This window comes from Comamonas sp. A23, from assembly GCF_004522605.1.
Classification (GTDB): Bacteria; Pseudomonadota; Gammaproteobacteria; order Burkholderiales; family Burkholderiaceae_C; genus Comamonas; species Comamonas thiooxydans.
The window spans coordinates 439,100-461,483 of the sequence record NZ_RSDT01000002.1; the positions used below are offsets into that span (position 1 = coordinate 439,100).

General features: G+C 59.6%; 19 protein-coding genes and 2 tRNA genes. 14 read left to right on the forward strand and 7 right to left on the reverse strand.

Annotated elements, in window-relative coordinates:
• Positions 1 to 30: 30 nt before the first annotated feature.
• Positions 31 to 681, reverse strand: a complete 651-nt coding sequence (locus tag EIC84_RS06430; protein ID WP_080554146.1) for a DNA-binding protein — start codon at positions 679 to 681, stop codon at positions 31 to 33.
• Positions 682 to 1,828: 1,147 nt separating this feature from the next.
• Between EIC84_RS06430 and EIC84_RS06435 the strand changes: the two genes are divergently transcribed.
• Complete coding sequence (locus EIC84_RS06435) at positions 1,829 to 2,824, forward strand: hypothetical protein (RefSeq protein WP_131361328.1); 996 nt, start codon at positions 1,829 to 1,831, stop codon at positions 2,822 to 2,824.
• Positions 2,825 to 2,908: 84 nt separating this feature from the next.
• Here the strand turns inward: EIC84_RS06435 and EIC84_RS06440 are convergent, their stop codons facing one another.
• The 3 genes from EIC84_RS06440 to hrcA all read right to left on the reverse strand — a co-directional run bounded on the left by EIC84_RS06440 (position 2,909) and on the right by hrcA (position 5,314).
• Positions 2,909 to 4,063, reverse strand: a complete 1,155-nt coding sequence (locus EIC84_RS06440; RefSeq protein ID WP_003066065.1) for a tyrosine-type recombinase/integrase — start codon at positions 4,061 to 4,063, stop codon at positions 2,909 to 2,911.
• Between the two features lie 114 nt (positions 4,064 to 4,177).
• A tRNA-Ile gene (locus EIC84_RS06445) sits at positions 4,178 to 4,254 on the reverse strand.
• Positions 4,255 to 4,306: 52 nt separating this feature from the next.
• On the reverse strand, positions 4,307 to 5,314 hold the full coding sequence (gene hrcA / locus EIC84_RS06450) for a heat-inducible transcriptional repressor HrcA (RefSeq protein ID WP_003066063.1): 1,008 nt from the start codon (positions 5,312 to 5,314) through the stop codon (positions 4,307 to 4,309).
• 29 nt (positions 5,315 to 5,343) lie between these two features.
• Here hrcA and EIC84_RS06455 point away from each other — a divergent pair, with 29 nt between their 5' ends.
• The 7 genes from EIC84_RS06455 to EIC84_RS06485 all read left to right on the forward strand — a co-directional run bounded on the left by EIC84_RS06455 (position 5,344) and on the right by EIC84_RS06485 (position 12,914).
• Complete coding sequence (locus tag EIC84_RS06455; protein WP_003066061.1) at positions 5,344 to 6,243, forward strand: NAD kinase; 900 nt, start codon at positions 5,344 to 5,346, stop codon at positions 6,241 to 6,243.
• A 2-nt stretch (positions 6,244 to 6,245) separates the two neighbouring features.
• Positions 6,246 to 8,003 (forward strand): DNA repair protein RecN, encoded by a 1,758-nt coding sequence (gene recN / locus EIC84_RS06460; protein ID WP_003066059.1) that lies wholly within the window; start codon positions 6,246 to 6,248, stop codon positions 8,001 to 8,003.
• A gap of 4 nt (positions 8,004 to 8,007) precedes the next feature.
• Positions 8,008 to 8,931 carry an RNase adapter RapZ gene (gene rapZ / locus EIC84_RS06465; protein ID WP_003066057.1) on the forward strand — a complete coding sequence of 308 codons (924 nt, stop codon included), beginning with the start codon at positions 8,008 to 8,010 and terminating at the stop codon, positions 8,929 to 8,931.
• 29 nt (positions 8,932 to 8,960) lie between these two features.
• A complete protein-coding gene (locus EIC84_RS06470) occupies positions 8,961 to 9,644 on the forward strand; it encodes a winged helix-turn-helix domain-containing protein (RefSeq protein WP_003066056.1) in 684 nt (227 codons plus the stop codon).
• A gap of 5 nt (positions 9,645 to 9,649) precedes the next feature.
• Positions 9,650 to 11,104 (forward strand): two-component system sensor histidine kinase CreC, encoded by a 1,455-nt coding sequence (gene creC / locus EIC84_RS06475; RefSeq protein WP_003066054.1) that lies wholly within the window; start codon positions 9,650 to 9,652, stop codon positions 11,102 to 11,104.
• 107 nt (positions 11,105 to 11,211) lie between these two features.
• Entirely contained in the window at positions 11,212 to 12,636 is a 1,425-nt protein-coding gene (gene creD / locus EIC84_RS06480; protein WP_003066052.1) for a cell envelope integrity protein CreD, read from the forward strand.
• The gene (locus EIC84_RS06485) at positions 12,633 to 12,914 is read left to right on the forward strand and encodes a hypothetical protein (protein ID WP_003066050.1); all 282 of its coding nucleotides are present in this window, start codon (positions 12,633 to 12,635) and stop codon (positions 12,912 to 12,914) included. Before creD ends, EIC84_RS06485 begins: the two co-directional genes overlap by 4 nt.
• A gap of 63 nt (positions 12,915 to 12,977) precedes the next feature.
• Here EIC84_RS06485 and mutY read toward each other — a convergent pair whose 3' ends face one another.
• The 3 genes from mutY to mutM all read right to left on the reverse strand — a co-directional run bounded on the left by mutY (position 12,978) and on the right by mutM (position 17,154).
• The gene (gene mutY / locus EIC84_RS06490; RefSeq protein ID WP_003066048.1) at positions 12,978 to 14,045 is read right to left on the reverse strand and encodes an A/G-specific adenine glycosylase; all 1,068 of its coding nucleotides are present in this window, start codon (positions 14,043 to 14,045) and stop codon (positions 12,978 to 12,980) included.
• 4 nt (positions 14,046 to 14,049) lie between these two features.
• Complete coding sequence (locus EIC84_RS06495; protein WP_003066046.1) at positions 14,050 to 16,047, reverse strand: dynamin family protein; 1,998 nt, start codon at positions 16,045 to 16,047, stop codon at positions 14,050 to 14,052.
• Between the two features lie 267 nt (positions 16,048 to 16,314).
• Positions 16,315 to 17,154: a bifunctional DNA-formamidopyrimidine glycosylase/DNA-(apurinic or apyrimidinic site) lyase gene (gene mutM, locus EIC84_RS06500; RefSeq protein WP_003066044.1), complete on the reverse strand. Its 840-nt coding sequence runs from the start codon at positions 17,152 to 17,154 to the stop codon at positions 16,315 to 16,317.
• Positions 17,155 to 17,204: 50 nt separating this feature from the next.
• On the opposite strand from mutM, the gene EIC84_RS06505 reads away from it, so the two are divergent.
• From EIC84_RS06505 to EIC84_RS06530, 6 genes are all read left to right on the forward strand, one after another.
• Positions 17,205 to 18,992 (forward strand): tetratricopeptide repeat protein, encoded by a 1,788-nt coding sequence (locus EIC84_RS06505; RefSeq protein ID WP_003066042.1) that lies wholly within the window; start codon positions 17,205 to 17,207, stop codon positions 18,990 to 18,992.
• Positions 18,989 to 19,510: a lipoprotein insertase outer membrane protein LolB gene (locus EIC84_RS06510; RefSeq protein WP_003066040.1), complete on the forward strand. Its 522-nt coding sequence runs from the start codon at positions 18,989 to 18,991 to the stop codon at positions 19,508 to 19,510. Before EIC84_RS06505 ends, EIC84_RS06510 begins: the two co-directional genes overlap by 4 nt.
• Before the next feature lie 59 nt (positions 19,511 to 19,569).
• Complete coding sequence (ispE, locus tag EIC84_RS06515) at positions 19,570 to 20,433, forward strand: 4-(cytidine 5'-diphospho)-2-C-methyl-D-erythritol kinase (RefSeq protein ID WP_003066038.1); 864 nt, start codon at positions 19,570 to 19,572, stop codon at positions 20,431 to 20,433.
• Between the two features lie 30 nt (positions 20,434 to 20,463).
• Positions 20,464 to 20,540 (forward strand) — tRNA-Gln (locus tag EIC84_RS06520).
• Positions 20,541 to 20,584: 44 nt separating this feature from the next.
• Entirely contained in the window at positions 20,585 to 21,544 is a 960-nt protein-coding gene (locus EIC84_RS06525; protein ID WP_003066035.1) for a ribose-phosphate pyrophosphokinase, read from the forward strand.
• Between the two features lie 156 nt (positions 21,545 to 21,700).
• Positions 21,701 to 22,324, forward strand: a complete 624-nt coding sequence (locus EIC84_RS06530; RefSeq protein ID WP_003066033.1) for a 50S ribosomal protein L25/general stress protein Ctc — start codon at positions 21,701 to 21,703, stop codon at positions 22,322 to 22,324.
• The last annotated feature ends 60 nt before the right edge of the window (positions 22,325 to 22,384 follow it).

Here is a 22,384-nt window from a genome sequence, read left to right on the forward strand (position 1 = left end):
TGGTTGGGCAGCTTTGGGCCACCTACCGGCTTAATGGTTGCGCAGTCGCTGCTCCGCACCGTTTACACGTTCAGCAGCCACTGCCGCCGCAATCTCGGCAGCAACCTGTGCTTTTCGGGCCAGTGCCAGTTCTTCACGGCATTCACACAGTTCTTGCAACAAACGCGGCATAGCTTCTTCAAAGCGCAGCGTGGCTTTGGCCAGATCCACCTGCAACACGCTGATGCAGCTGCGTTCATTTTCAAGCATGCTTTTCAAACCTGCGTTATCGGCTTGCACTTGACTCAGTTGAATCTGCGCTCTAGTCGCATCTTCCTGAGCACCGTTCATGCTCACCTGCAGGGATGCCAAATCCGCTTGCAATTGTTCATTCTCTTGAATCAATGCCTGCTCGCTTTCACGCGCATTGGAGAGCTCTGCCATGCAAGCATCACGCACCGCTTTTTCTGCATTGCGTTGCAAGGCCTCAAGTTCGCGAAGCAGACCTGACGGTAGCGCTGCTGCATTTACGCTTACCGCAGGCGATTCATTGCGCCAGACGTTCATAAACTTGGCAACCGTTGTCATGCTGCCCCCCACAACGTTCAACACTTGTCGATTGCTTGGCCGAATTCCGCTCTCTGATTGAAGCCGATTTGCTGCGGCACTGACAACTTCTTGGTTCAATTGAGCTACTGCCATAAGGTCTCCCGTATCACTGGTTTATTGATATCGATATCACCATTGATATCTGAACGATATCGGTACGGTATCGATACCGATGTCATCTGCTGATGTATAGGCAGGAAACACAAGCATGAAACGAGATTGCTATTGATTGGGTAGCAAAAATAACGAGAACAGCCAGCCATGCAACGACATATTTTTTTCTTCATCAGTTCCGAAAAAATCATGAGCATGCAGCCTCTATGGAGCTATACAACCATGAGGACTGCATCGATGAAGGGCATACATTCAAATTTGCAGGACTCGTGTATCCATGTTTTTCCTCTGACCTCACTTGCCCGGGCTTATCGCCCGGGCTTTTTTTGCGCCTGTTCCGCAACGAAAATTTAACGCAACTGCACCCAACGGGGGAGCCGCTTTTCTGGCCGCGACGACGATCGCCGGAGCGAAGCGAAGTGGTCGTCGCGGAGCAGAAAGCGGGGGCGTGAGCCACTGGTCCAGCAGGCTGCTGGTGGGGGAGCCGACAGGGCCTGACAGACAAATCCCGTAGCGAAGCGAAGTGGTCTGGCAGGAGCCTGTTGGGGGCAAAGCCCGCGCTCCCGAACGGCGAAGTCGGGCGGGCAAGGGCAGGTCGAAAAGCATCCCTCGAAGGGGGCCCCGACGAACGTGAAGCGGTCGTTGGGGGAGGGATGCTGGTGGCGACGGTCGTTTACGACTGGCGACATGAGAGCTGCGCTTGCCCGCCCGCGCAGCGGTCGCCAGGGCACCTGGTGATGGCCTCTGGCCAGCGGGAGCGCCCCCGAGCCCGCCGCAGGACGGGTGCTGGAGAAAACGGACCACGCAGTGGGTAGTTTTCGTGAAGGCAAGTGCGATCAGGAGCGCAGCGACCAGCACGCGCAGCCACCTGCTGTTGGCACCGTAGGTGCGCAGGTGGGCGTAGTTGTCCGACCTAGCAAGGTCGGAAAAATGCCTTACGCAGCAAGGCATTTTCAAAGATTCAATGCATAGGAGGTACAGCCTCTCCGACTGACACCTGAACCTTCCACCAGTAGTCAAACATGTTCCTCAAATTCGCTTTCAAGGAACATGTTGAGGAACATGCAGCAATGGTCATTTTTTGACGCACCAATACTGCTCGCTTGCCAAGGAGCTATACAAATGCATGACACCTCCAGAAAAACACAACGAGATGCTGGCACTGAATTGGATATCCGATTTTGGATGGATCCGAGTGCCAGAACTTGGTCTGCTTCTTTTCGGAGGCAGCAATACGCGAAAGCAAGCCGAACGCTTAGTTCGTCTGCTTAAAAAACGTGACCTAATTCTAGAAAGGGTACTACCTGGACGTGCAGGTCGAGCAGTTGTACTCGCCGCCAAAGGCGTGCGTTTCTTGAATGATGAAGGTATCTTCGCTCAATCAGGAAAAGACATCGGATGCATCAAAAATGGTGTTTGGCTTCCGCCCAAAACATGGCGACATGACTTGCTAGCGCAGTCTGTCTTATGCACGCTATACAAACTTGGGTATGAAATAATTCCGGAGCATCAGATTCGTCGCCAGGCAGGTCGTACTCGAAAAATTCCTGATGGACTGGCAAAGAAGCCCGGAGGTCAATGGTGCTGGCTCGAAGTTGAAAGCACTCGAAAAAGTGGCCCGCACATGCACCGGTTAGCAGCCGCATTGCTTGCTGTCACCACGGGTACGGTCGATATCTGCGGAATCCATCCACAAGGCTGCTTCGTGGCTTACTACTCAGACAGCAAGGATGAACGTAGCAACAAGCTGAATCACAAGCAGCGCATTTCAAATGCAATTGCTGCTACGGCAGGATCTGATACTAAATTAACTTTTGTAGAGTGCGCACGTAATTCAAGCGCTGGCCTTACCAGCATAGAGTTCATCGAGACCAAAATTGAATCCCAGAAAACCACCAAAGTACTGGCATGCCTTAACGCGAATGGCTGGATTTTGGATGGGCAAACAGGCTTGCAATCTGCTAATTATGGAAGCTTCATTGCTTATGTTTGGCAAGACACAGACACCCCAGGCACTTGGTCTTTTGATGCGCGATCCAATGAATTCTCTGGCTTTGCTGGCTATGCTCAAAACCTGCATGAGGCTAAGCGCTGTGCTGCCGCACTCATTGCCGCTGCATAAGACATTCACTGTAAGCAAATGCATATACCCAGACTGAAGGGTAATAGTCCTCACATGAATCGAAGAATTCCATCAGCCTGCAGGTTAGAACACCTGATAGTCTTCATCGCTGAGACCAAGAAGTTCTTTCATTTTTTCCCGCTGAGCTTCTGAAAGCCCAGCGCGATCAAACATTCCGGCAAAATTTTCTGCTTCAACCTTTTCAGCCAGTTGATTCCAAACAGCCCTCAACGCCGGCGCAGTAGACAACCCTTGATCATAAATTTCCAAAGCTGCTGCGCTTTTGTGACCCGTTTGCTTTTTTATGGACCCATAAGGAATACTTTCTTCAATCGCTCTCGATATAAACTCGCGACGACCAGCGTGTGCATGGTAATCAGCATCAATATCATCACTCTTTCGAAGGATCTCCACACCGTAGCTATAGTTGTATGGAACCCAGGCTCCTTGCTTCGACCTCGTCGAAAAAACATACGGGCAATCATCTTCGAGATCCTCCAGTTGAAGGTTAAGAAGAACTCTGGCGTCTTTCGTTAAATGGATGCAGCGGGTCTCTTTATTCTTTGTCTTGCGAAACGTTAATTGATGTCGACGCAAGTCAACATCTTTCACAAGCAACGTAGAAAGCTCCCCGGGGCGACAGCCCAAATGTCTAATCAACAGCGCAAATCTAGCTGCTTTAGCAATTCGCTGGTCACTATTTCTTGCATATGCTTGAAAAGCACTTTGCTCCAGCGTCGGAACTCGGCGTGTTCGTGGCCGCGTAGCAGGGCGTGAAATACCTGAAACAAAATTCTCTCGTACTAATCGACGATTCTTGGCAAAAGCAATGAGTGCGGAAAGTGCTGCTATCTCCAGCCGAACAGTCGAGTTACTTAATTTCTTTTTAGTTTTTTTCGAGATGCATCTCAGACGCTCATCGATGTAATCGTAAATTAGGTCTGTACGGTCCCCAAGCTCGCTTACAGCATAGTTTCCGAGCTTTTGCAGAACCGGCTTGATTCGAACCCTCTCGGTCTCTTGCGTGGTGCTTTCCTTCGCGGCAAACATGCCAGAGACAGAATACTCGTCCCACAAAACCTTTAGTAGCTTTCCAGCCCCCTGTACTGCAGGGTTGCTCAAGGCTCTCTTTTCTGCTTCTTCAGCCTCAAGTTCAGTATCAAAAACTTGGTCAATTCGAGAATTTTTCCGACGGATCTGCACTCGAAACTTGCCGCTGGGTAACTTGCTGATGCTCACGTCCACTCCTGCCAAGCCTGTTCATGTGCAAAGTATTGCACATGGACTGAGTGGAAGCACAAGAAAAAAGGCTCCACAATTTCTCGTAAAGCCTTGTTTCCATTCAGAATTTAATGGTAGGGCGTGGCGGACTTGAACCGACGACCAAAGGATTATGAGTCCTCTGCTCTAACCAACTGAGCTAACGCCCCAACACTGACAACAGCCGTGGCTGCCACCAGAAAAACTTCGCCATTGTAGGGCCTAACGCTTGTGACTCAGAGCATTGCTCACCAGTTTGGATGTGATATCGACAATCTGGATCATCTTGTCGTAGTGCATGCGCGTGGGGCCGATCACCCCCAAGGTGCCGACCACCTTGCCGTCGAGCTCATAGGGAGCACTTACTACAGACAAATCTTCAAACGGCACGGTCTGGCTCTCGCCGCCGATGTAAATGCGTACGCCATCAGCCTGATTGGAAAAGTCCAGCAACCTAAGGATTTGCGTTTTCTGCTCGAACAGGTCGAAAGCGCGGCGCAGATTGCCCATATCGCTGGAAAAATCGCTCACGGACAGCAGATTGCGCTCGCCGGCGATCACCACATCCTCGCGATCATGGTTGCTCATGACCTCAGTGCCTACATTCACCGCTGCCTGCATGAGGCTGGCAACCTGGCCCCGCAATTGCTCCACCTCGGTTTGCAGCCGCGTGCGCACCTCCTCCATTGTCAAACCGGCGTAATGGTGATTGAGGAAATTCGAGGCTTCTATCAGTTGCGAGGACTCGTAATCCACATCCGTGAAGATCACGCGGTTTTGCACATCGCCTTCGGGCGAGACGATGATGACCAGAAAGCGCCGCTCCGACAGGCGCACGAACTCGATATGCTTGAAGACGGAGCTGCGACGCGGCACCATGACCACACCCACGAACTGGGAGAGGTTGGACAGCAGATTGGCCGCATTGGCAATCACCTTCTGCGGCTGTTCAGGCATCAGGCCGGGCGTTACAAGATCGCAGCGGTCCACAGTCAGCATGGTGTCGACAAACAGGCGGTATCCCCTGGCTGTCGGCACGCGGCCTGCCGATGTGTGAGGGCTGATGATCAGACCCATCTCTTCCAGGTCGGCCATCACGTTGCGTATGGTGGCAGGCGACAATTCAAGCCCGGATGCACGTGAAAGAGTGCGCGAGCCGACTGGTTGACCGTCAGCGATGTAACGCTCGATCAGCGCTTTGAGCAATAACTTGGCACGTTCGTCGAGCATGATTTCATTTTAATGATGTAATTTCCCAGATGACATCCACGTTCCACCATATTGCCCTGATCGGCAAGTACCACACACCCGCAGCAGGCGTTCCGTCCGATGCAGCCAGCGAAGCGCTGCAACGGATTGCCGGTTACGTGCGCAGCCTGGGTTGTGAGGTGATTCTGGATACCCAGTCCGCCATCTATGCGGGCCTGCCCGATTACCCGAGCATGGACGTTGACGGTCTGGGCAGGCATTGCGACCTCGGCCTGGTGGTGGGCGGCGACGGCACCATGCTGGGCGTGTGCCGCCATCTGGCGCGCTATGGCACGCCGCTGGTCGGCATCAACCAGGGCCGCCTGGGGTTTGTCACCGATATCGCCCTGGATGAATTCGAAGCCTCCATCACGCCCATACTGCAGGGCGAGTACGAGGAAGACGAACGCACCCTGATGAATGCTCGCGTAATGCGCGACGGCCAGTGCGTGTTTGAAGCCCAGGCCATGAATGATGTGGTGGTCAACCGTGGCTCGACCTCGGGCATGGTGGAGCTGCGCATCGAGGTCGGCGGCAGCTTTGTCTCCAACCAGCGTGCGGACGGCTTGATCGTGGCCACCCCCACGGGCTCCACCGCCTATGCGCTCTCGGCCGGCGGCCCCATGCTGCACCCTTCGATTCCGGCCTGGGTGATGGTGCCCATCGCGCCGCACAACCTCTCCAACCGCCCCATCGTGCTCTCCGACGCTCAGGAAGTGACTATCGAGGTGGTGGGCGGCCGAGGCGACGCCAGCGCGAACTTTGACATGCAGTCACTGAAATCGCTGCAGCATGGTGACCGCATCCTGGTGACGCGCGCCGATCACAGCGTGCACTTTCTGCACCCCAAGGGCTGGAATTACTTCGACACCCTGCGCAAAAAACTGGGCTGGAACGAGGGAGGCGTCTGACCATGGCCTTGAAGCGCATCGTCCTGCGGGACTTTGTGATTGTCCAGTCACTCGATCTGGACTGGCAGACCGGCTTCACGGTGCTTACCGGCGAAACCGGAGCCGGCAAATCCATCATGCTCGACGCTCTGCAACTGGTGCTGGGCGCACGAGCCGATGCACAGGTAGTGCGCGAAGGCTGCCCTCAGGCCGATATTTGCGCAGAGTTCGATTGCCCGCCCCATCTTCATGAATGGCTGGAAGAGTCGGGTTTTGCGCAGGAGCAGGATTTGCTGCTGCGCCGCGTCATCGACAGTCTGGGCCGCAGCCGCGCCTGGATCAACGGCTCTCCCGCCACAGCCACGCAGCTGCGCCATCTGGGCGATCAGCTGATCGACATTCACGGCCAGCATGCCTGGCAAAGCCTGACCCGCCCGGATGCAGCACGCGCCATGCTGGATACCTACGGTGGCATTGAAACGGCCCAGCTCAAATCGCTTTGGCTGGACTGGCGCCAGAACCATCAGGCACTGGAGCAGGCGCTATCGGCCCAGGACAATCTGCAACGCGAACGGGAACGCCTGCAATGGCAGATTTCCGAGCTGGACAAGCTGTCGCCGCGCGCCGAAGAGTGGGATGAGCTCAATGCCCAGCACACACGTCTGTCACACGCGCAGACCTTGATGGACTCGGCCCAGTCCTGCCTGCAACTGCTGGAGGATGACGATTCGGGAGCAGCCACCCCATTGGGCAGGGCCCACCACCTGCTGCAGGACCAGGAGCATCTTGAGCCTGAGTTTCAGAGCATTGCCGACGTACTGGGCTCCTGTGTGGCCCAGTTGCACGATGCCCGTCACTCGCTGCAAGCCTATCTGCGCCGCGCCGATCTGGATCCCGAGTTGCTGGCCGATCTCGATGAACGCCTGTCGCTGTGGATGCAACTGGCGCGCCGCTACAAGCGCACACCCGAGGACTTGCCCGCCCTGCTCGAAGGCTGGAAACAGGAGCTGCACCAGCTGGATGCTGCCGTCGACGTGGAGGGGCTGCGCGCCAAAGAGCAAGCCGCCCATCTCAGGTATCAGGCCGAGGCGCGCAAAATCTCGCAGCAGCGCACCCTGGCTGCACCACGCCTGTCACGCGCCATCACCCAGTCCATGCAAAGCCTGGGCATGAAGGGCGGCCGTTTCGAAGTGCAGCTCGAGCATGCCGATGCCGCCAGCCCTGCGGGCACGGACAGCATCACTTTTCTGGTTGCAGGCCATACCGGCGCCACGCCCAAACCCGTTGCCAAGGTGGCATCGGGCGGCGAGTTGTCGCGCATCTCGCTGGCCATCGCCGTGACCACCAGCGAACTGGGCCAGGCCGGGACCCTGATCTTTGACGAGGTGGACTCCGGCGTGGGCGGAGCCGTGGCCGAAACCGTGGGCCGCCTCATGCACTCGCTCGGCGGGTCGCGCCAGGTGCTGGCCGTCACTCACCTGCCCCAGGTCGCTGCCTACGCAGACCAGCACTACCGGGTGACCAAGCGCCCCAAGTCCAACACCACCATCAGCAGCGTGGATCCGCTGACTGGCGAGGAGCGCGAGATGGAAATGGCCCGCATGCTGGGCGGCGAGCACCTGTCCGAAGCAACCATGGCCCATGCCAGAGAAATGCTGGCCATGGCAAGATTGCCTGCAAAGCAGGCCGCAAACAGCGCCCAGCGTCCATCGGCCACCCAGGCCCGAAGTGCCAAGGCCAGCACTACAGCACGCAAAAGCGGCAAAGTCAGAGGAGTTTGAAATCATGTCCATGGAGATTGTTCTGATCAGCGGCATGTCCGGATCGGGCAAATCCGTTGCGCTGCATGCGCTGGAGGATGCTGGCTACTACTGCGTCGACAACCTGCCCCCGGAACTGCTGCAGTCCTTTGTGGAGCTCAAGCTCAACCATCAGGACGAGAAAGTGGCCATTGCCATGGATGCACGCAGCGCCAAGGGCCTGCCTCAGCTGCCTGAGCAGCTGCATCGCCTCAAAAAGCAGGGGCTGATGCCACGCATGATTTTTCTCGATGCCGACAGCAGCACCCTGATCAGGCGCTTTTCGGAAACCCGCAGGCGCCACCCTCTGTCCCCCGGCTCCCTGACGAACGAGCGCCAGGCACTGGAGCTCGATATCGAAAAGGAACGCGAGCTGCTGGGCCTGCTGCGCGACCGCTCCATCGTCATCGACACCGGCGACCTCAAGTCGGCGCAGCTGCAAAGCTATATCAAGCAGATCATCGAAGCACCCACAGGGCAGATGACGCTGATGTTCCAGTCCTTTGGGTTCAAGCACAGCATGCCTACAGACTCTGACTATGTGTTTGATGTGCGCATGCTGCCCAATCCCTTCTACGACAAGGAACTGCGTGCCTTGACGGGCCTGGACAAGCCGGTTGCCGACTATCTGGGCGCCCTGCCCGAGGTGCAGCAGATGCAGCTGGATATACAGCAGTTCCTCGAACGCTGGCTGCCGCTGCTGGCCAGAGACCACCGCAGCTATGTCACCGTGGGCATAGGTTGCACGGGCGGGCAGCACCGCTCGGTCTTTCTCGTCGAAGCTCTCGCCAGGCACTTCGAGAAGCAGTGGCCCACCGTCCGCCGCCACCGCTCACTGGATTTTCGCGACAAATTCATCCAGGTCTCTCAGCAGTTTCTGGCCCCGGACGCCATCCACCCGATCAGTTGACCCGCATGCTCAGTCCTCAGACGTCAGCCATGCAGGTGCTGCTGCTCGAAGACGACCCAGCCATTGCAAGAACGATTTGCTACGCTCTGGAGCGCGAGGGCATTGCCGTCACCCACAGTCTGCTGATCGCCGATGCGCGTCAGCAATGGAGCAGGACAGCGTTTGATGTGCTGCTCATGGACGTAGGCCTGCCCGATGGCAACGGCCTGGACTGGTGCCGCGAGCTGCGCTCTGCCGGCTCCATTGTTCCGGTGCTGGTGCTCAGTGCCAGAGGCGAGGAGATGGACAAGGTTCTGGGCCTGGAGCTGGGCGCAGACGACTATCTAACCAAGCCATTCAGCCCGCGCGAACTGCTGGCGCGCACCCGCGCCCTGCTGCGCCGCTCCAGGCAATTTCAGCCTACAGCACCCGCCCAGCTTGCGAGAGCACTTCAAATAGATGAGCAAGGGCAGCGTGCCCTGATCCACAGCAAGGCGCTGGATCTGACCAGGCGCGAATATCAGCTGCTGCAGAGTCTGGTCAATGCGGCAGGCCGCATCCTGAGCCGCGACGCCTTGCTGGAGCAAATCTGGGGGCTGGACAGCGAGAGCACGGACCGCACGGTGGATACCCATATCAAGACCCTGCGCGCCAAACTGCGCGAGCGTTTGCCCGATCAGGAGCTCATCGTCACCCACCGCGGTCTGGGCTATAGCCTGAACCAGCCCGGATAGCTGGTATGCGTCTGGGCCTGCGTCTCTTCTTCGCCTTCTTCCTGATCAACGGTCTGGCCGCCTTTTTCGTACTGCGCGTCTTCATGGTGGAGATCAAGCCCAGCGTGCGCAAGGTGACCGAGGACACGCTGGTGGAGACCGCCTATGCGCTTGCCACGCTGGCCAGTGCCGACATGGAAAAAGGCCGGCTGCAAGCCGGTGCGGACAGCACGTTTGCCGCTCAGCTGCAGGGCTACACGCAAAAGCCGATACAGGCCTGGATCTGGGACACGCGCAAGACCACGCTGGATCTGCGCATCACCGTCACCGACGCCCGGGGCATGGTGCTGTTCGACTCCCAGGGCAGGGACCAGGGAGCCGACTACTCGCGCTGGCGCGATGTCTATCTGACGCTGCGCGGTGAATATGGCGCACGCACCACGCGAGCCGTCAAGGAGGACGAATCCAGCAGCGTCATGTATGTCTCCGCGCCCATCATGGTGGACGGCCAGATTGCCGGGGTGCTGACCACCTCCAAGCCTTCCAGCTCGGTACAGAAAATCGTCGACGGCGCGGAGCAGAAGATTCTGCGCGGCGGCCTGCTGTTTGTGCTGCTGTCCGCCGCCGTGGGCTGTGCGGTGACCTGGTGGTTTGTGCTTCACGTGCGCCGGCTGCGCAACTATGCACAACAGGTGCAGGCCCCCACGCTCAACGAGTCTGCCCACCCCGCACAGGCCTCGGCTCCTGCGGCCATACCCGACATGCCCGGCGAGCTGGGCGAGCTGGCCCAGGCCATGGACAATATGCGCAAGCGCCTGGAAGGGCGCGACTATATCGAGGGCTATGTACGCGCCCTGACCCATGAACTCAAAAGCCCGGTAGCCGCCATACGCGGCGCGGGCGAGTTGCTGCAGGAAGAGCTGCCACCCCAGGACCGGGCCATGTTTGCCGGACAGGTGGTGGACCAGAGCCTGCGCCTGCAAAACCTGATCGACCAGCTGCTCCAGCTCAGCCGCCTCGAGCAGCGCCAGCAACTGGACACCAGCCATGGCTGCAGCCTGATGGAATGTGCCCGGCAGGCCATAGACTCCCTGCAAAGCCATGCCGAGCAACGCGGCATGGCCATGCGCCTGAGCGGTGTGGACAGCAGCGGCCCCTGGGAGGCCGGCCTGGTCACTCTGGCCATCAGCAATCTGCTGCAGAACGCCCTGGATTTCTCTGCAGAGAACAGCGTGATCGAGCTTGAGCTGGCCCCGCACCGCATCACCGTCAGCGATCAGGGCCCGGGCGTGGCCGAGCCCTTGCTGGCCCGTCTGGGCGAGCGCTTCTTCACAACCCCCAGACCCAATGGAGAGCGCAGCGGCACCGGGCTGGGCCTGTCCATCGTCACCCGCATCATGCATCTTCATGGCGGCAGCATGCAGGTTCGAAATCGCCACCCCGGCCTTGCCGTGACACTGGATTTCGCTCCCCAAAGCTGAGCAGCCAAGGCTTTCGGGCAGGACTTCACGCCCGCTTCACAGACTTCATTCCGTTCACACAGTCGCTGCCGACACTGCGCCCTGAAACCCCTCATTCAGGAGCACGCATGAAAAACCGACTGCTGTTCAAGACAGTCTCACTGCTGATCGTTCTGGCCTTGCTCATGGCCGGCCTGTCCATGATTCAGGATGTGGTGAAAGACCGCATACGCAACCGCGACTACGCCGTGCAAAGCGTGGTCTCCAGCCTGGCCGGCACGCAGACGCTGATCGGCCCGGCCCTGGTGCAGAACTGCACCGAAACCACCAGCACGACCAATGGCAAGAAAATCGAGTACAGCACCCGCGAATTCCAGCGCATGCTGCTGCCCGACACGCTCAACCACGATGCCAACGCCAAAATGGAAGAGCGCTCACGCGGCCTGCACCACATCAACACCTATGTGCTGCACGACCAGATATCGGCCGGTTTTGCCAATGCCGCGCAGTATGCGGAGCTGCCCAAACCCAGCGAGCCCAACGCCGTGGTGCGCTGCAAGAAAGTCTTTGCGGCATTCGCGCTCAGCGACCCCCGCGGCATCCGCAGCGCGACGCTACAGGCCAACGGCCAGGACCTGGCGGTCGAATCAGGCACTCCGCTGGAGCGCTACGGCAAGGGCATCCAGGCGGAAATTGACGCCAGCCTGCTGAAAAAAGGCCAAGCCCTGAATCTGGACCTCAAGCTGCAGTTGCTGGGCACGGAGCAGCTCGCCTTCAGCCCCATCGCCACGGAAAGCAAGGTCACGCTGACGGCCGACTGGCCTCATCCCTCGTTTGGCGGCAGCTTTCTACCCAGCCGACGCGAAGTGACGGACAGCGGCTTTACCGCCAGCTGGGAGCTGTCCTCGCTGGCCACCTCTGCCAGCACGGCCTTCACCCGCCAGCAACGTCTTTGCAGCCCTGGCTACTGGGGCAGCTCGGAAACCTATGCCGCCTCCGCAGCCCGCGGCCATGACGACAGCGGCCCCTGCCTCGAAACCATGGACACGGAGTTCGTCAACCCCGTCAATGTCTATTCGCTGAGCGAGCGCGCCACCAAATACGGCATTCTTTTTGTGATCCTGACCTTTGTCGCGGTCGGCCTGTTCGAAGTCATGAAAAAGCTGCGCGTTCACCCCGTGCAGTACCTGCTGGTCGGCTCGGCCTTGTGCAGCTTCTTCCTGTTGCTGATCAGCCTGTCCGAGCACCTGGGCTTTGCCACGGCCTATGCGATTGCGGCCAGCTCCTGCGTGGCTCTGCTGGCCTTTTATGCCAGCCACATTCTGGGCAGCATCAGACGCGGCCTGCCGTTCGCGATTGCCATCTCGGCCCTGTACGGCCTGCTGTATGTGCTGCTGCAGCTGGAGCAGACCGCTCTGGTCGTCGGCTCCATCGCCCTGTTCGGCGTGCTGGCCCTGGTCATGATCTGTACCCGTCATGTGGACTGGTACGCCTTTGGACGCAGCGAGAGCGAAGCGCCAGGCAAGTCTTCGAAACAAGAGGAGGCCGCATGAACCAGTCACGACACACTCCGCAGGCTCAGGCCTTGTTGAACACCTCGTCGCGCCATCTGTTTGGCGAGCCTTGCCAGCTCAGCGTGCAGCAGTACCAGCAACTCTGGCTGAGCGCACAAAGCCAAGGCGACCGCAAGGCGCAGCAAGTCCTGCGCCAGCAGGTGGTGGCCGCCGGCCGGCAATTGCAGACACAGCGCGGCAACCCTCAGGCCAGGGCCCTGTGGCTGGCCTTGATGGGGCTGCGCTGCTCCATGCTGATGCCCAGATTGCGCTTCTGAAATCTTCAGCCATCAAGAAAGGTGACGCCGGCCGTCACCTTTTTTCATTCATGCGGCAGGCATTCAGGCCAGCTCGGCATCGAGCAGCTTGCGGATCGGGGCCGGCAGACCCAGCTCCGCCCAGGCCGCGGCATCCGCCCAGCAGGACTCATCGGCCTCCGAGACCAGGGCGGCGTGCGCCTGATCGACGGGCACCAGAACCGGATGCAGGTGCAGATCCTTGTGGGTCAGCACATGCAGAAAGCCGGGAAGATCCTGCCAGCTCCGGGTCCCGTCCTGAGGCCATGCGGCCTGCGCATGGCTTTGCAGTGCCGCATAGTCTTCAAAGACCGGCGGGCTGTAAAGCCCGGCCCAGATACCGGCTTGCGGACGCTTTTGCAGCCATACGCGGCGCTGCACGTCCACCGCCAGCAGCAGCCACCAGGACTCGGCGCTGCGCTTGATCTTGCGCGTGCGCACAGGGTAGTTCTCCGGGTTGCCGGCGCGGGCCGCCCGGCATTCGGAGTGCAGAGGGCACACCAGGCAGGTGGGCTTGCGCGATGTGCAGACGCTGGCGCCCAGATCCATCATGCCCTGGGTGTAGCGCGGCATGGCTTCGTGCAGATTCTCGGTGGGGCACAGTTGCTGGGCGTGTTCCCACAGCTGCTTTTCATTTCTGGACTGAGCCAGATCCGCATCGAACGCCAGCACCCTTGTGAGAACACGTCGCACATTGGCATCCAGGATCGGCACCCGCTCGGAAAAGCAGAACGATGAAATGGCGCCGGCCGTGGAACGACCAATGCCTGGCAAGGTCGCCAATTCTTCGGCCGTTTGCGGAAAAGCCCCGCCCCATTGCTCCATCACGGTCTGCGCGCATTTATGCAGATTGCGCGCGCGGCTGTAGTAGCCCAGGCCGCTCCACAGCGCCAGCACGGCATCCTGCGGTGCAGCCGCCAGGCTGGCCACATCCGGAAAAGCGTCCAGGAAACGCTGGTAGTAGCCCAGCACGGTGCTGACCTGGGTCTGCTGCAGCATGATTTCAGACAGCCAGACGCGGTAAGGGTCACGGGTTTGCTGCCAGGGCAGATGATTGCGGCCATGGCTGGCCTGCCACTGCACTACGGCTGCGGCAATCGAAGGGAGAGTCAAGATTTCAAGCTACCAGGTTGATGTCCAACGGCATGGACGCGGCCTGCGGCCGCTCGGCCGCAATCGGATCCAGCAATTGTGCCGATGCGCTGATCAGCTGCGTCTGCAGCATGCCCAGGCGGGCTTGTGCATTTTCCATGTCTGCAATGCGCTCCTCCAGCTCAGTGGCTGCACCGCTGATCCGGTCCACGGCCTCCAGGCGGCGCGTGTAACTGCGTTTACGTTCGCGCAATTGTGCATCGACTGGTGCAGTCAGTGATTTGCTCCACATATCCACGTCGTTCGATGCCGCTTCAAACACCGTGCGCAGACGCAGCGCCAGAGCTTTGATCAGGCGCTGCGAAAAGTCGGCACTGCCGAGCCTGATGACACTGCCAAGCCCCAGATACTGGGTGTAACTGCCTTCGATGCTGCGCAAGTCATCCTTGAGCTCGGACAGCACCAGCTGCGGCGGTGTCTGCAGGGAGAAGCCAAACTCCGCATTGAGCTCCTTGAACGAGGAACTCATCATTGCCTGGATCTCATCGGCCTGGTCCTGCGCCTTTGCAGCCACGGCATGCAGACGCTCGAAAGTCTGCTCATAGACCTTGCGCAGGCCAAGTTTGAGCCCACGCTGATCCAGCGCTTCTTTCAGCTCGGCCAGTTCGGCCTTCAAAGTGCTCGAGCTCAGAAGCAGGAAAAGTTCCTTGAGCATGCGCATATGGATGTTGCGCATGGCCTGGATGCGGCTGGCACTCTGGTCGAATTCCTTGTGCTCGGCCTCGATACGGGCACGCATGCCGGCAATCACCGTCGCATTCTTGCCGCGCAGGCCGCAGAGCTCGGCCAGTTGGTCGTCGAGATCGCCGCGGCGCATATTGATGACGCGCTCCACCTGCGACTGCAGTTGTTGCACATTGGTACGCACAGCGGCCTGCAGCACTTTCTGGCGCTGCCCCATGATGCCATTGGCCAGAAGGTCTTCAAAAGCGGGCAGGCCGCTGGCCTGAAGCAGGCTGTCGTTACGCCCCACCTTGGCGACCAGCCCCTTCTGGGCGGAGATGGGCAGCACGCGCTCCAGCGCCACCCCCAGCAACTGGGCCGAGTCCTGCTGCTGACGGCGCAACTGGGCCTGCACCTGCGCGCCAGAGCTCAGACTGTCCCACAGCGTATCCACCTTGTTGAGTACCACCAGACGCGATGCTGCCAGAGCGTCATCGCCCCCCGCCTTGCCGGCTCCTGCCGGCAGCACATGGTCACGCCAGATGGCAAGGTCGGACTTGGTCACGCCGGTATCGGCGCCCAGCACAAAGACCACGGCATGTGCCTGGGGTATCAGATTGACGGTCAGCTCCGGCTCGGCCCCCACGGCATTCAGACCAGGCGTATCGAGAATCACCAGTCCCTGCTTGAGCAGAGGATGGGGCATATTGATCAAGGCATGGCGCCACATCGGCACTTCGACCCAGCCGTCGGCATCGACCATGGGGTTGTCGGCAGCCTCGTCGTCATGCCAAAAGCCCCAGGCCCTGGCCTGATCGATGGAGACCTTGCGCACCTCCGCCACCTTGGCCAGCGTGTCGGATATCTGCTGCGCATCGGCGATATCCAGCGGCTGCTGCACCCAGGCGTCGGGACGCATGCGCCACTGGCCGAGGCTCTCCGGCGACTCTCTGGTATCGATGGGCAGCAGACGCAGACAAGGCGGCAGCTCCGGCTCCCAGCCCAGCTCCGCCGGACACATGGTGGTGCGGCCTGCACTGGCCGGCATCAACCGGCGGCCGTAATGGGCAAAGAAGACAGCGTTGATCAGCTCGGATTTGCCGCGCGAGAACTCGGCCACGAAGGCAACCATGACCTTGTCGGTGCGCATCTGCTCTTCCAGTCTCTGCAAGCGCTCCTGCACCGAGGCGTCCAACAGATCCTGGGCCATCAACCATTCACGCAGCTCCTGCAGTTGGGTGGCAAAACCCCGTCGCCATGCGCCATACTGACCAAACTGCTCGTTGAATGAAGCTGACACATCTACCCCTCTTGTTTGTCTGAGTCGCCGGGTCAGCCAGGGCTGACCGCCTGATCAATATATAGCATTGCCCCTTGACAGCATCTACGGCTCTTCCAGAGGCTGGCCTGATATCTCCAGCCGCCAAGTATCTGCGCGCAACGGCGCAGAACAGCGCCAATGCCTGGGCACTGGCGACGCCTCTGAGGCATATCAAGCATCAAAATGAAATTGTGACGTCAAAACATGCCTGAACGCATACTCAAGCTGCGGTATTAGCTATCAAATTCAGAGAGTTTTCGCGGCCTTCTGGCAGCGGGCGCAGTAATAGGTGCTGCGCTGCCCCTGGCGCATGAGCTGGATGGCGGCGCCGCAATGCGAGCAAGGCAGGCCATCGCGACCATAGACCTGGGCCTCCAACTGAAAGTGCCCTTCCATGCCGTTGGCCGCGGAAAAATCGCGCAAGGTCGTGCCGCCTTTCTCCACCGCCAAGGCCAGCACGGAGCGAATGGCCTCATACAAAACCTTGACCTTGCGCCTGCCCACATCGCGCGCCGGTGTTGCCGGGTGAATCCGCGAGAGAAACAACACCTCGGAAGCATAGATATTGCCGACACCGACGACCACGCTGCCGCTGAGCAGCAGCTGCTTGATGGGCGAGCGACTGGCAGCCAGCCCGGCTTGAAAGGCGTCCAGCGTGAATCCGTCGCTCAGCGGCTCCATACCCAGATGGTCAAGCAGCTTGCGCGCCAGGACATCGCCTTCATCCGGAACATAGATCACGGCTCCGAAGCGGCGCGGATCATGCAGACGCAGCAAGCCGCGCGATGTCTGCAGGTCGAAGTGATCATGCGCTCCGCCAGTACCCAGCGGCTCCTCGTCGCGGCCCGCAAAGCGCAGACTGCCAGACATGCCCAGGTGCATGAGCAGCAGACCCTCGCTCAGGTCCAGCAGCAGATACTTGCCGCGTCTGCGCACGCCCAGCACGACTCTGCCGACCAGTGCCTGCGGCAACAGCCCCAGAGGCCAGCGCAGGGGCTTTCCCAAGGTGGCTTTCTCAATCCGCGCACCCGCAATGCGGTCAGCAAAAGAGCGGCGCGTAACCTCGACTTCGGGCAACTCAGGCATGCAATCTCATCTTCGCCAAGTGTTCAACAAGCTTGGATTATTATGAGCCGATGGTTCATCCTCTACGTTTTCAGGGACTCGCCGTGGCCGCCGTTCTGGCCATGGGATCGGCAATCGCATCCGCCCAGACCGCTGACCCGCCATCCCAGCAGGACAAGATCGAGCAAAGCACTGATCTCGAACAGGCCGCGGAGCGTGAGAATGAGCAAGCAGCCCTCTCTGCCGAGCTGTTCTACGAAATCCTGGTGGGAGAGATGGCCGCTCAGGAAGGCGCCCTGACGGACGCCCAGGCCCTGATGATGGAGGCCGCGCGCAGCAGCAACAACGAAAAGCTCTATCGCCGCGCCACCGAGCTTGCCATTCAGTCCCGCTCGGGCGACCGCGCACTGCGCAATGCCCGCGCCTGGCTGGAGGCCTACCCCGAATCACGCGATGCCAACCGCGCAGTGCTGCGCATTCTGGTGGTGATGAACCGCATTGCAGACTCGGCCAGCTATCTGCGTCGAGAGGTCGAGCTGACCCCTCAAGCCAATCGCAGCACCACTTTTCTGGCCATCACCCAGCTCTACAACAATGCCTCGGACAAGCCTCTGGCCGCCGATGTGGTCGAGCAAGCGCTGGAAATCGATTTAAAGGACCCGAAGAACGGCCCCATGGCCTGGGCCGCCATAGGCCATATGCGCCTGATCGCCGGTCAAAAGCCTGCCGCCCTGCAGGCGCTGCAGAACGGCGCCAAGCTGGGTCCTGAATCGGGTGCCGTCGCCTTGCTGGCCATGGAACTGCTGGAATCGGGTTCCGCCGAAGTGGAGCCGCTGGTCAAGCGCTATCTTGAAAAGAATCATTCGCCACAACTGCGCCTGACCTATGCCCGCGTGCTGCTGGGACAAAAACGCAACGCCGATGCCAAGACCCAGTTGCAGCTCATAACGCGCGAGGCGCCCGAATTTCCGGAAGCCTGGGTCATGCTCGCCAATTTGCAATTGCAGGATGGCGAGCTGGATGCTGCCGACGTTTCCCTGACACAGTTCAGCGCTCTGCTGCCCAAGCTGCCTGAGGGTGTGGGTCGCGCTGCTGGCGAATCCCAGCTCTATCTGCTCAGGGCCGATCTGGCCGAGAAGCGTCAGCGCTACGACGAAGCCGACATCTATCTGCAGCGCATTCCCGATGCCGCCAACCTGCTCAGCGTGCAGGCTCGGCGCGCCGATCTGCTGGCTCGCCAGGGCAAGGTGAAGGAAGCTCGCGCCCTGATCCAGGCCATTCCTGCAAACGGTCCCAACCAGAAGCGCCTCAAGCAGATTGCCGAGGTGCAGCTACTGCGCGACGCAGGCCTGAACAAGGAAGCCTATGCGCTGCAAGCTCAGCTGCTGAGCCAGGCACCCGATGATGTGGAGCTGGCCTACGACACCGCCTTGCTCGCGGAAAGAGCCGGAAACTTCAGCGAGATGGAGCGCCTGCTGCGCGACATCATCAAGCGCAAACCCGATTTCAAGCATGCGTACAACGCACTGGGGTACTCCTACGCTGATCGCGGCATCAAGCTGGAAGAAGCGCAGACCTTGATCCAGACCGCTCTGGACATGCAGCCCGGCGATCCATTCATCACCGACAGTCTGGCCTGGGTGCATTTCCGCCGCGGCAATCTGGACGAAGCCGAAAAACTGCTGGAGCAGGCCTATGCCACGCGTCAGGACGCGGAAATTGCCGCCCACCTGGGGGAAGTTCTCTGGGCCCAAGGCAAGCAAGACCGCGCCCAACTCATCTGGCGCCAGGGTATGAAGGCAGACAGCAGCAATGACACTCTGCTGGAAACCCTCAAACGCCACAAAGTGACGCCATGAAGCGCAGGCCGACTTTCTTGAAAATTCTGCCAGCCCTCGGGCTGGCTCTGGGAGTGGCCATGCTCGGCGGCTGCGCCCAACCGGCACGGCAGCTGCAACCCGATGTGACGGCCAGTCACCACTGGTCCGGCCGCATGGCGCTGCAGGTCCAGGATGCCCGGCAGCAATCCTTCAGCGCCGGTTTTGAGCTGCAAGGCCAGCCCGAGAGCGGAACACTGCTGGTCTTCAACCCGCTGGGATCCATCATGGCCCGCCTGCAATGGACGCGTGCCGGAGCCACCTTGCAGCAGGGCGATCAGATCACCCAGTCAGACTCCCTGCCTGAGCTCATCACCCGCATGACAGGCAGCGAGATTCCCGTCACCGCGCTGTTCGACTGGCTGCAAGGCAAGAACACGGCTGTGACCGGCTGGCAGACAGATCTTTCGCGCATCAACGATGGCCGCCTGCGTGCCGACCGTATAAGCCCCCCACCCGAGGCTTCCTTGCGCATCGTTCTCGATCAGGACGCTCGCTGACTGGCCGGCAACCCGGTGCTATCGTTGCACCGTTTTTCTCTTACTGACACATACACGCCATGCACTCGCTCTATGACGTGCCGGCCCCGGCCAAGCTCAACCTTTTTTTGCATATTACCGGCCGCAGGCCTGACGGCTATCACCTGCTGGAATCCGTCTTCATGCTCATCGACTGGCATGATGTGCTGCATCTCGAGCGCACGGTCAGCAGCCAGATCAGCCGTGAAGACCTCAACGGCGTTGCCCTGCCTGCCGATGATCTGATCACACGCGCGGCCCGTGCCCTGCAGCAAGCCACAGGCTGCACGCAAGGCGTGCGCATAGGGATTGAAAAGCACCTGCCCGCCCAAGCCGGCATGGGGGGCGGCTCATCCGATGCGGCCAGCACGCTGATGGCATTGAACCGCCTCTGGAATCTGAAGCTCTCACGCCAGGAACTGCAAGACATAGGCTTGAAGCTCGGCGCCGATGTCCCCTTTTTCCTCTGCGGTCACTCGGCCTGGGTCAGCGGCATCGGCGAAATCATCACCCCGCTGACAGGCCGCAATGCCTTGCCGGAGCAGCAGTTCCTGGTGGTCAAGCCCGAACAGGGCCTGGAAACGGGCAAGATTTTTTCCAGCGAGCTCCTGAAACGCGACACAAAGCCTGCTATAGTTGCGGACTTCGCTGCGAATCACTTCGGCTTTGGCCGAAACGACCTGCAGCCGGTCGCTGAAGGCTTGCAGCCCGAGGTGATGAAAGTCAGAAGCTGGCTCGAATCACTGAAATTGCATGCTACAATGACGGGCTCTGGAAGTGCGGTATTTGCACCGATAACGCAAAGCATTGATTTGAGCTGTGCATCTAGCACATGGCAGATCAAGATTTGCAGAAATCTGGAAAAACACCCACTTAATAGCTGGATTCCAGAGAACAAGTTATAAGGCTTTTTGTTTTCGACAAAAGGCCTGTGTAGGGGAGTCGCCAAGTTGGTTAAGGCACCGGATTTTGATTCCGGCATGCGAAGGTTCGAATCCTTCTTCCCCTGCCAAACATCTTCTTGCGTCATAGCAACCCACAGCACTGGGACGCACAATGCATTCACATCACTCTGATTTCATGGTCTTCACAGGCAATGCCAATGCTGGCATGGCCGAAGAGATTGTTAAGCACCTCGGCACCTCTCTTGGTGCTGCTGACGTTGGCCGCTTCTCCGATGGAGAAGTCGCGGTCGAGATCAAGCAGAACGTTCGCGCCCGCGACGTTTTCGTGGTTCAGTCCACCTGCGCTCCGACCAACGACAACCTGATGGAGTTGCTGGTCATGGTCGATGCCCTCAAGCGTGCATCGGCCGAGCGCATCTGCGCCGTGATCCCCTATTTTGGTTACGCCCGTCAGGACCGCCGCCCCCGCTCCAGCCGCGTGCCCATCACCGCCAAGGTGGTGGCCAACATGCTGCAGGCCGTAGGTGTCGAACGCGTGCTGACCATGGACCTGCACGCCGACCAGATTCAGGGTTTCTTCGACATCCCCGTGGACAACATCTACGCCACCCCCGTGCTGCTGGGTGACCTGCGTCAGAAGAACTACGAAGACCTGATCGTCGTCTCCCCCGACGTTGGCGGTGTGGTGCGTGCTCGCGCCCTGGCCAAGGAACTGGGTTGCGATCTGGCCATCATCGACAAGCGTCGCCCCAAGGCTAACGTGTCCGAAGTCATGCACGTGATCGGCGATATCGACGGCCGCAACTGCGTGATCATGGACGACATGATCGACACAGCCGGCACGCTGGTGAAGGCAGCCGAAGTGCTCAAGCAGCGCGGCGCCAAGAACGTGTACGCCTACTGCTCGCACCCCATCTTCTCGGGCCCGGCCCTGGAGCGCATCGGCAACGGCAGCGCTCTGGACGAAGTGGTTGTGACCAACACCATTCCTCTGAGCCCCGCAGCACAGCAGTGCGGCAAGATTCGCCAACTGTCCGTAGCCGGCCTGTTTGCCGAGACAATTCACCGCATTTCCACAGGTGATTCGGTGAGCAGTCTGTTTACCGCTTAAAATCTCTGGTTTTTCGGCCTTGAGCCCAAGCAAACCTCCTTCGGGAGGTTTGAGCGTTTCGAGGCCACCGCAAGAATCCACGGCCTTGCTGCAAGGTGCAGATTCTTTTATCAATCGGGCGAGACTGGTCGCGGTCCGCCCATCTAGGAGTTAGTTATGCAATTCGTCGCTACTGAGCGCGCCAAGCAAGGTACGGGTGCGAGCCGCCGTCTGCGTCTGTCGGGCAAGACCCCCGGTATCGTCTACGGTGCTGGTGAAGCCCAACTGATCGAAATCGATCACAACGCCCTGTGGCACGCTGTGCACAAGGAAGCTTTCCACTCCAGCATCCTGGACATGGAAATCAACGGTCAAGTGACCAAGGTCGTGCTGCGCGACGTGCAGTTCCACCCCTACAAGAAGCTGGTGCAACACATCGACTTCCAGCGCGTGGACGGCAACACCAAGCTGCACATGAACGTGCCCCTGCACTTCGAAGGCGCCGCTGAATCCCCCGCCGTGAAGGTCGAGAACTGCACCGTGACTCCTCTGATGCACGAACTGCAAGTGATCTGCGAACCCGCAAACCTGCCCGAGTTCATCAAGGTGGACCTGAGCGCCCTGACTTCCAAGTCCGTGCTGGGCCTGCAAGCTCTGAAGCTGCCCAACGGCGTGAAGGCTGTGGTGCGTGGCGCCAACAAGAACCCTTCGCTGATCTCCATCAAGCTGCCCGAAGTGGCTCCTGCCGAAGGCGCCGCACCTGCTCCCGCAGCTGCTCCCGCCAAGAAGGGCAAGAAGTAATTCTTGCGACTTCGGTACGGCGGCTGCCGCTGTACTCCAAGAAAAGGCCCACCTCGGTGG

Coding starts and splice junctions, on each gene's coding strand:
- EIC84_RS06430 (WP_080554146.1), bottom strand. CDS start 681: ATGGCAGTAGCTCAATTGAACCAAGAAGTTGTCAGTGCCGCAGCAAAT.
- hrcA (WP_003066063.1), bottom strand. CDS start 5,314: ATGCTCGACGAACGTGCCAAGTTATTGCTCAAAGCGCTGATCGAGCGT.
- EIC84_RS06510 (WP_003066040.1), top strand. CDS start 18,989: ATGAAGCGCAGGCCGACTTTCTTGAAAATTCTGCCAGCCCTCGGGCTG.
- EIC84_RS06485 (WP_003066050.1), top strand. CDS start 12,633: ATGAACCAGTCACGACACACTCCGCAGGCTCAGGCCTTGTTGAACACC.
- EIC84_RS06505 (WP_003066042.1), top strand. CDS start 17,205: ATGGTTCATCCTCTACGTTTTCAGGGACTCGCCGTGGCCGCCGTTCTG.
- ispE (WP_003066038.1), top strand. CDS start 19,570: ATGCACTCGCTCTATGACGTGCCGGCCCCGGCCAAGCTCAACCTTTTT.
- recN (WP_003066059.1), top strand. CDS start 6,246: ATGGCCTTGAAGCGCATCGTCCTGCGGGACTTTGTGATTGTCCAGTCA.
- EIC84_RS06525 (WP_003066035.1), top strand. CDS start 20,585: ATGCATTCACATCACTCTGATTTCATGGTCTTCACAGGCAATGCCAAT.
- mutM (WP_003066044.1), bottom strand. CDS start 17,154: ATGCCTGAGTTGCCCGAAGTCGAGGTTACGCGCCGCTCTTTTGCTGAC.
- EIC84_RS06530 (WP_003066033.1), top strand. CDS start 21,701: ATGCAATTCGTCGCTACTGAGCGCGCCAAGCAAGGTACGGGTGCGAGC.
- EIC84_RS06435 (WP_131361328.1), top strand. CDS start 1,829: ATGACACCTCCAGAAAAACACAACGAGATGCTGGCACTGAATTGGATA.
- creD (WP_003066052.1), top strand. CDS start 11,212: ATGAAAAACCGACTGCTGTTCAAGACAGTCTCACTGCTGATCGTTCTG.
- EIC84_RS06455 (WP_003066061.1), top strand. CDS start 5,344: ATGACATCCACGTTCCACCATATTGCCCTGATCGGCAAGTACCACACA.
- rapZ (WP_003066057.1), top strand. CDS start 8,008: ATGTCCATGGAGATTGTTCTGATCAGCGGCATGTCCGGATCGGGCAAA.
- creC (WP_003066054.1), top strand. CDS start 9,650: ATGCGTCTGGGCCTGCGTCTCTTCTTCGCCTTCTTCCTGATCAACGGT.
- EIC84_RS06470 (WP_003066056.1), top strand. CDS start 8,961: ATGCAGGTGCTGCTGCTCGAAGACGACCCAGCCATTGCAAGAACGATT.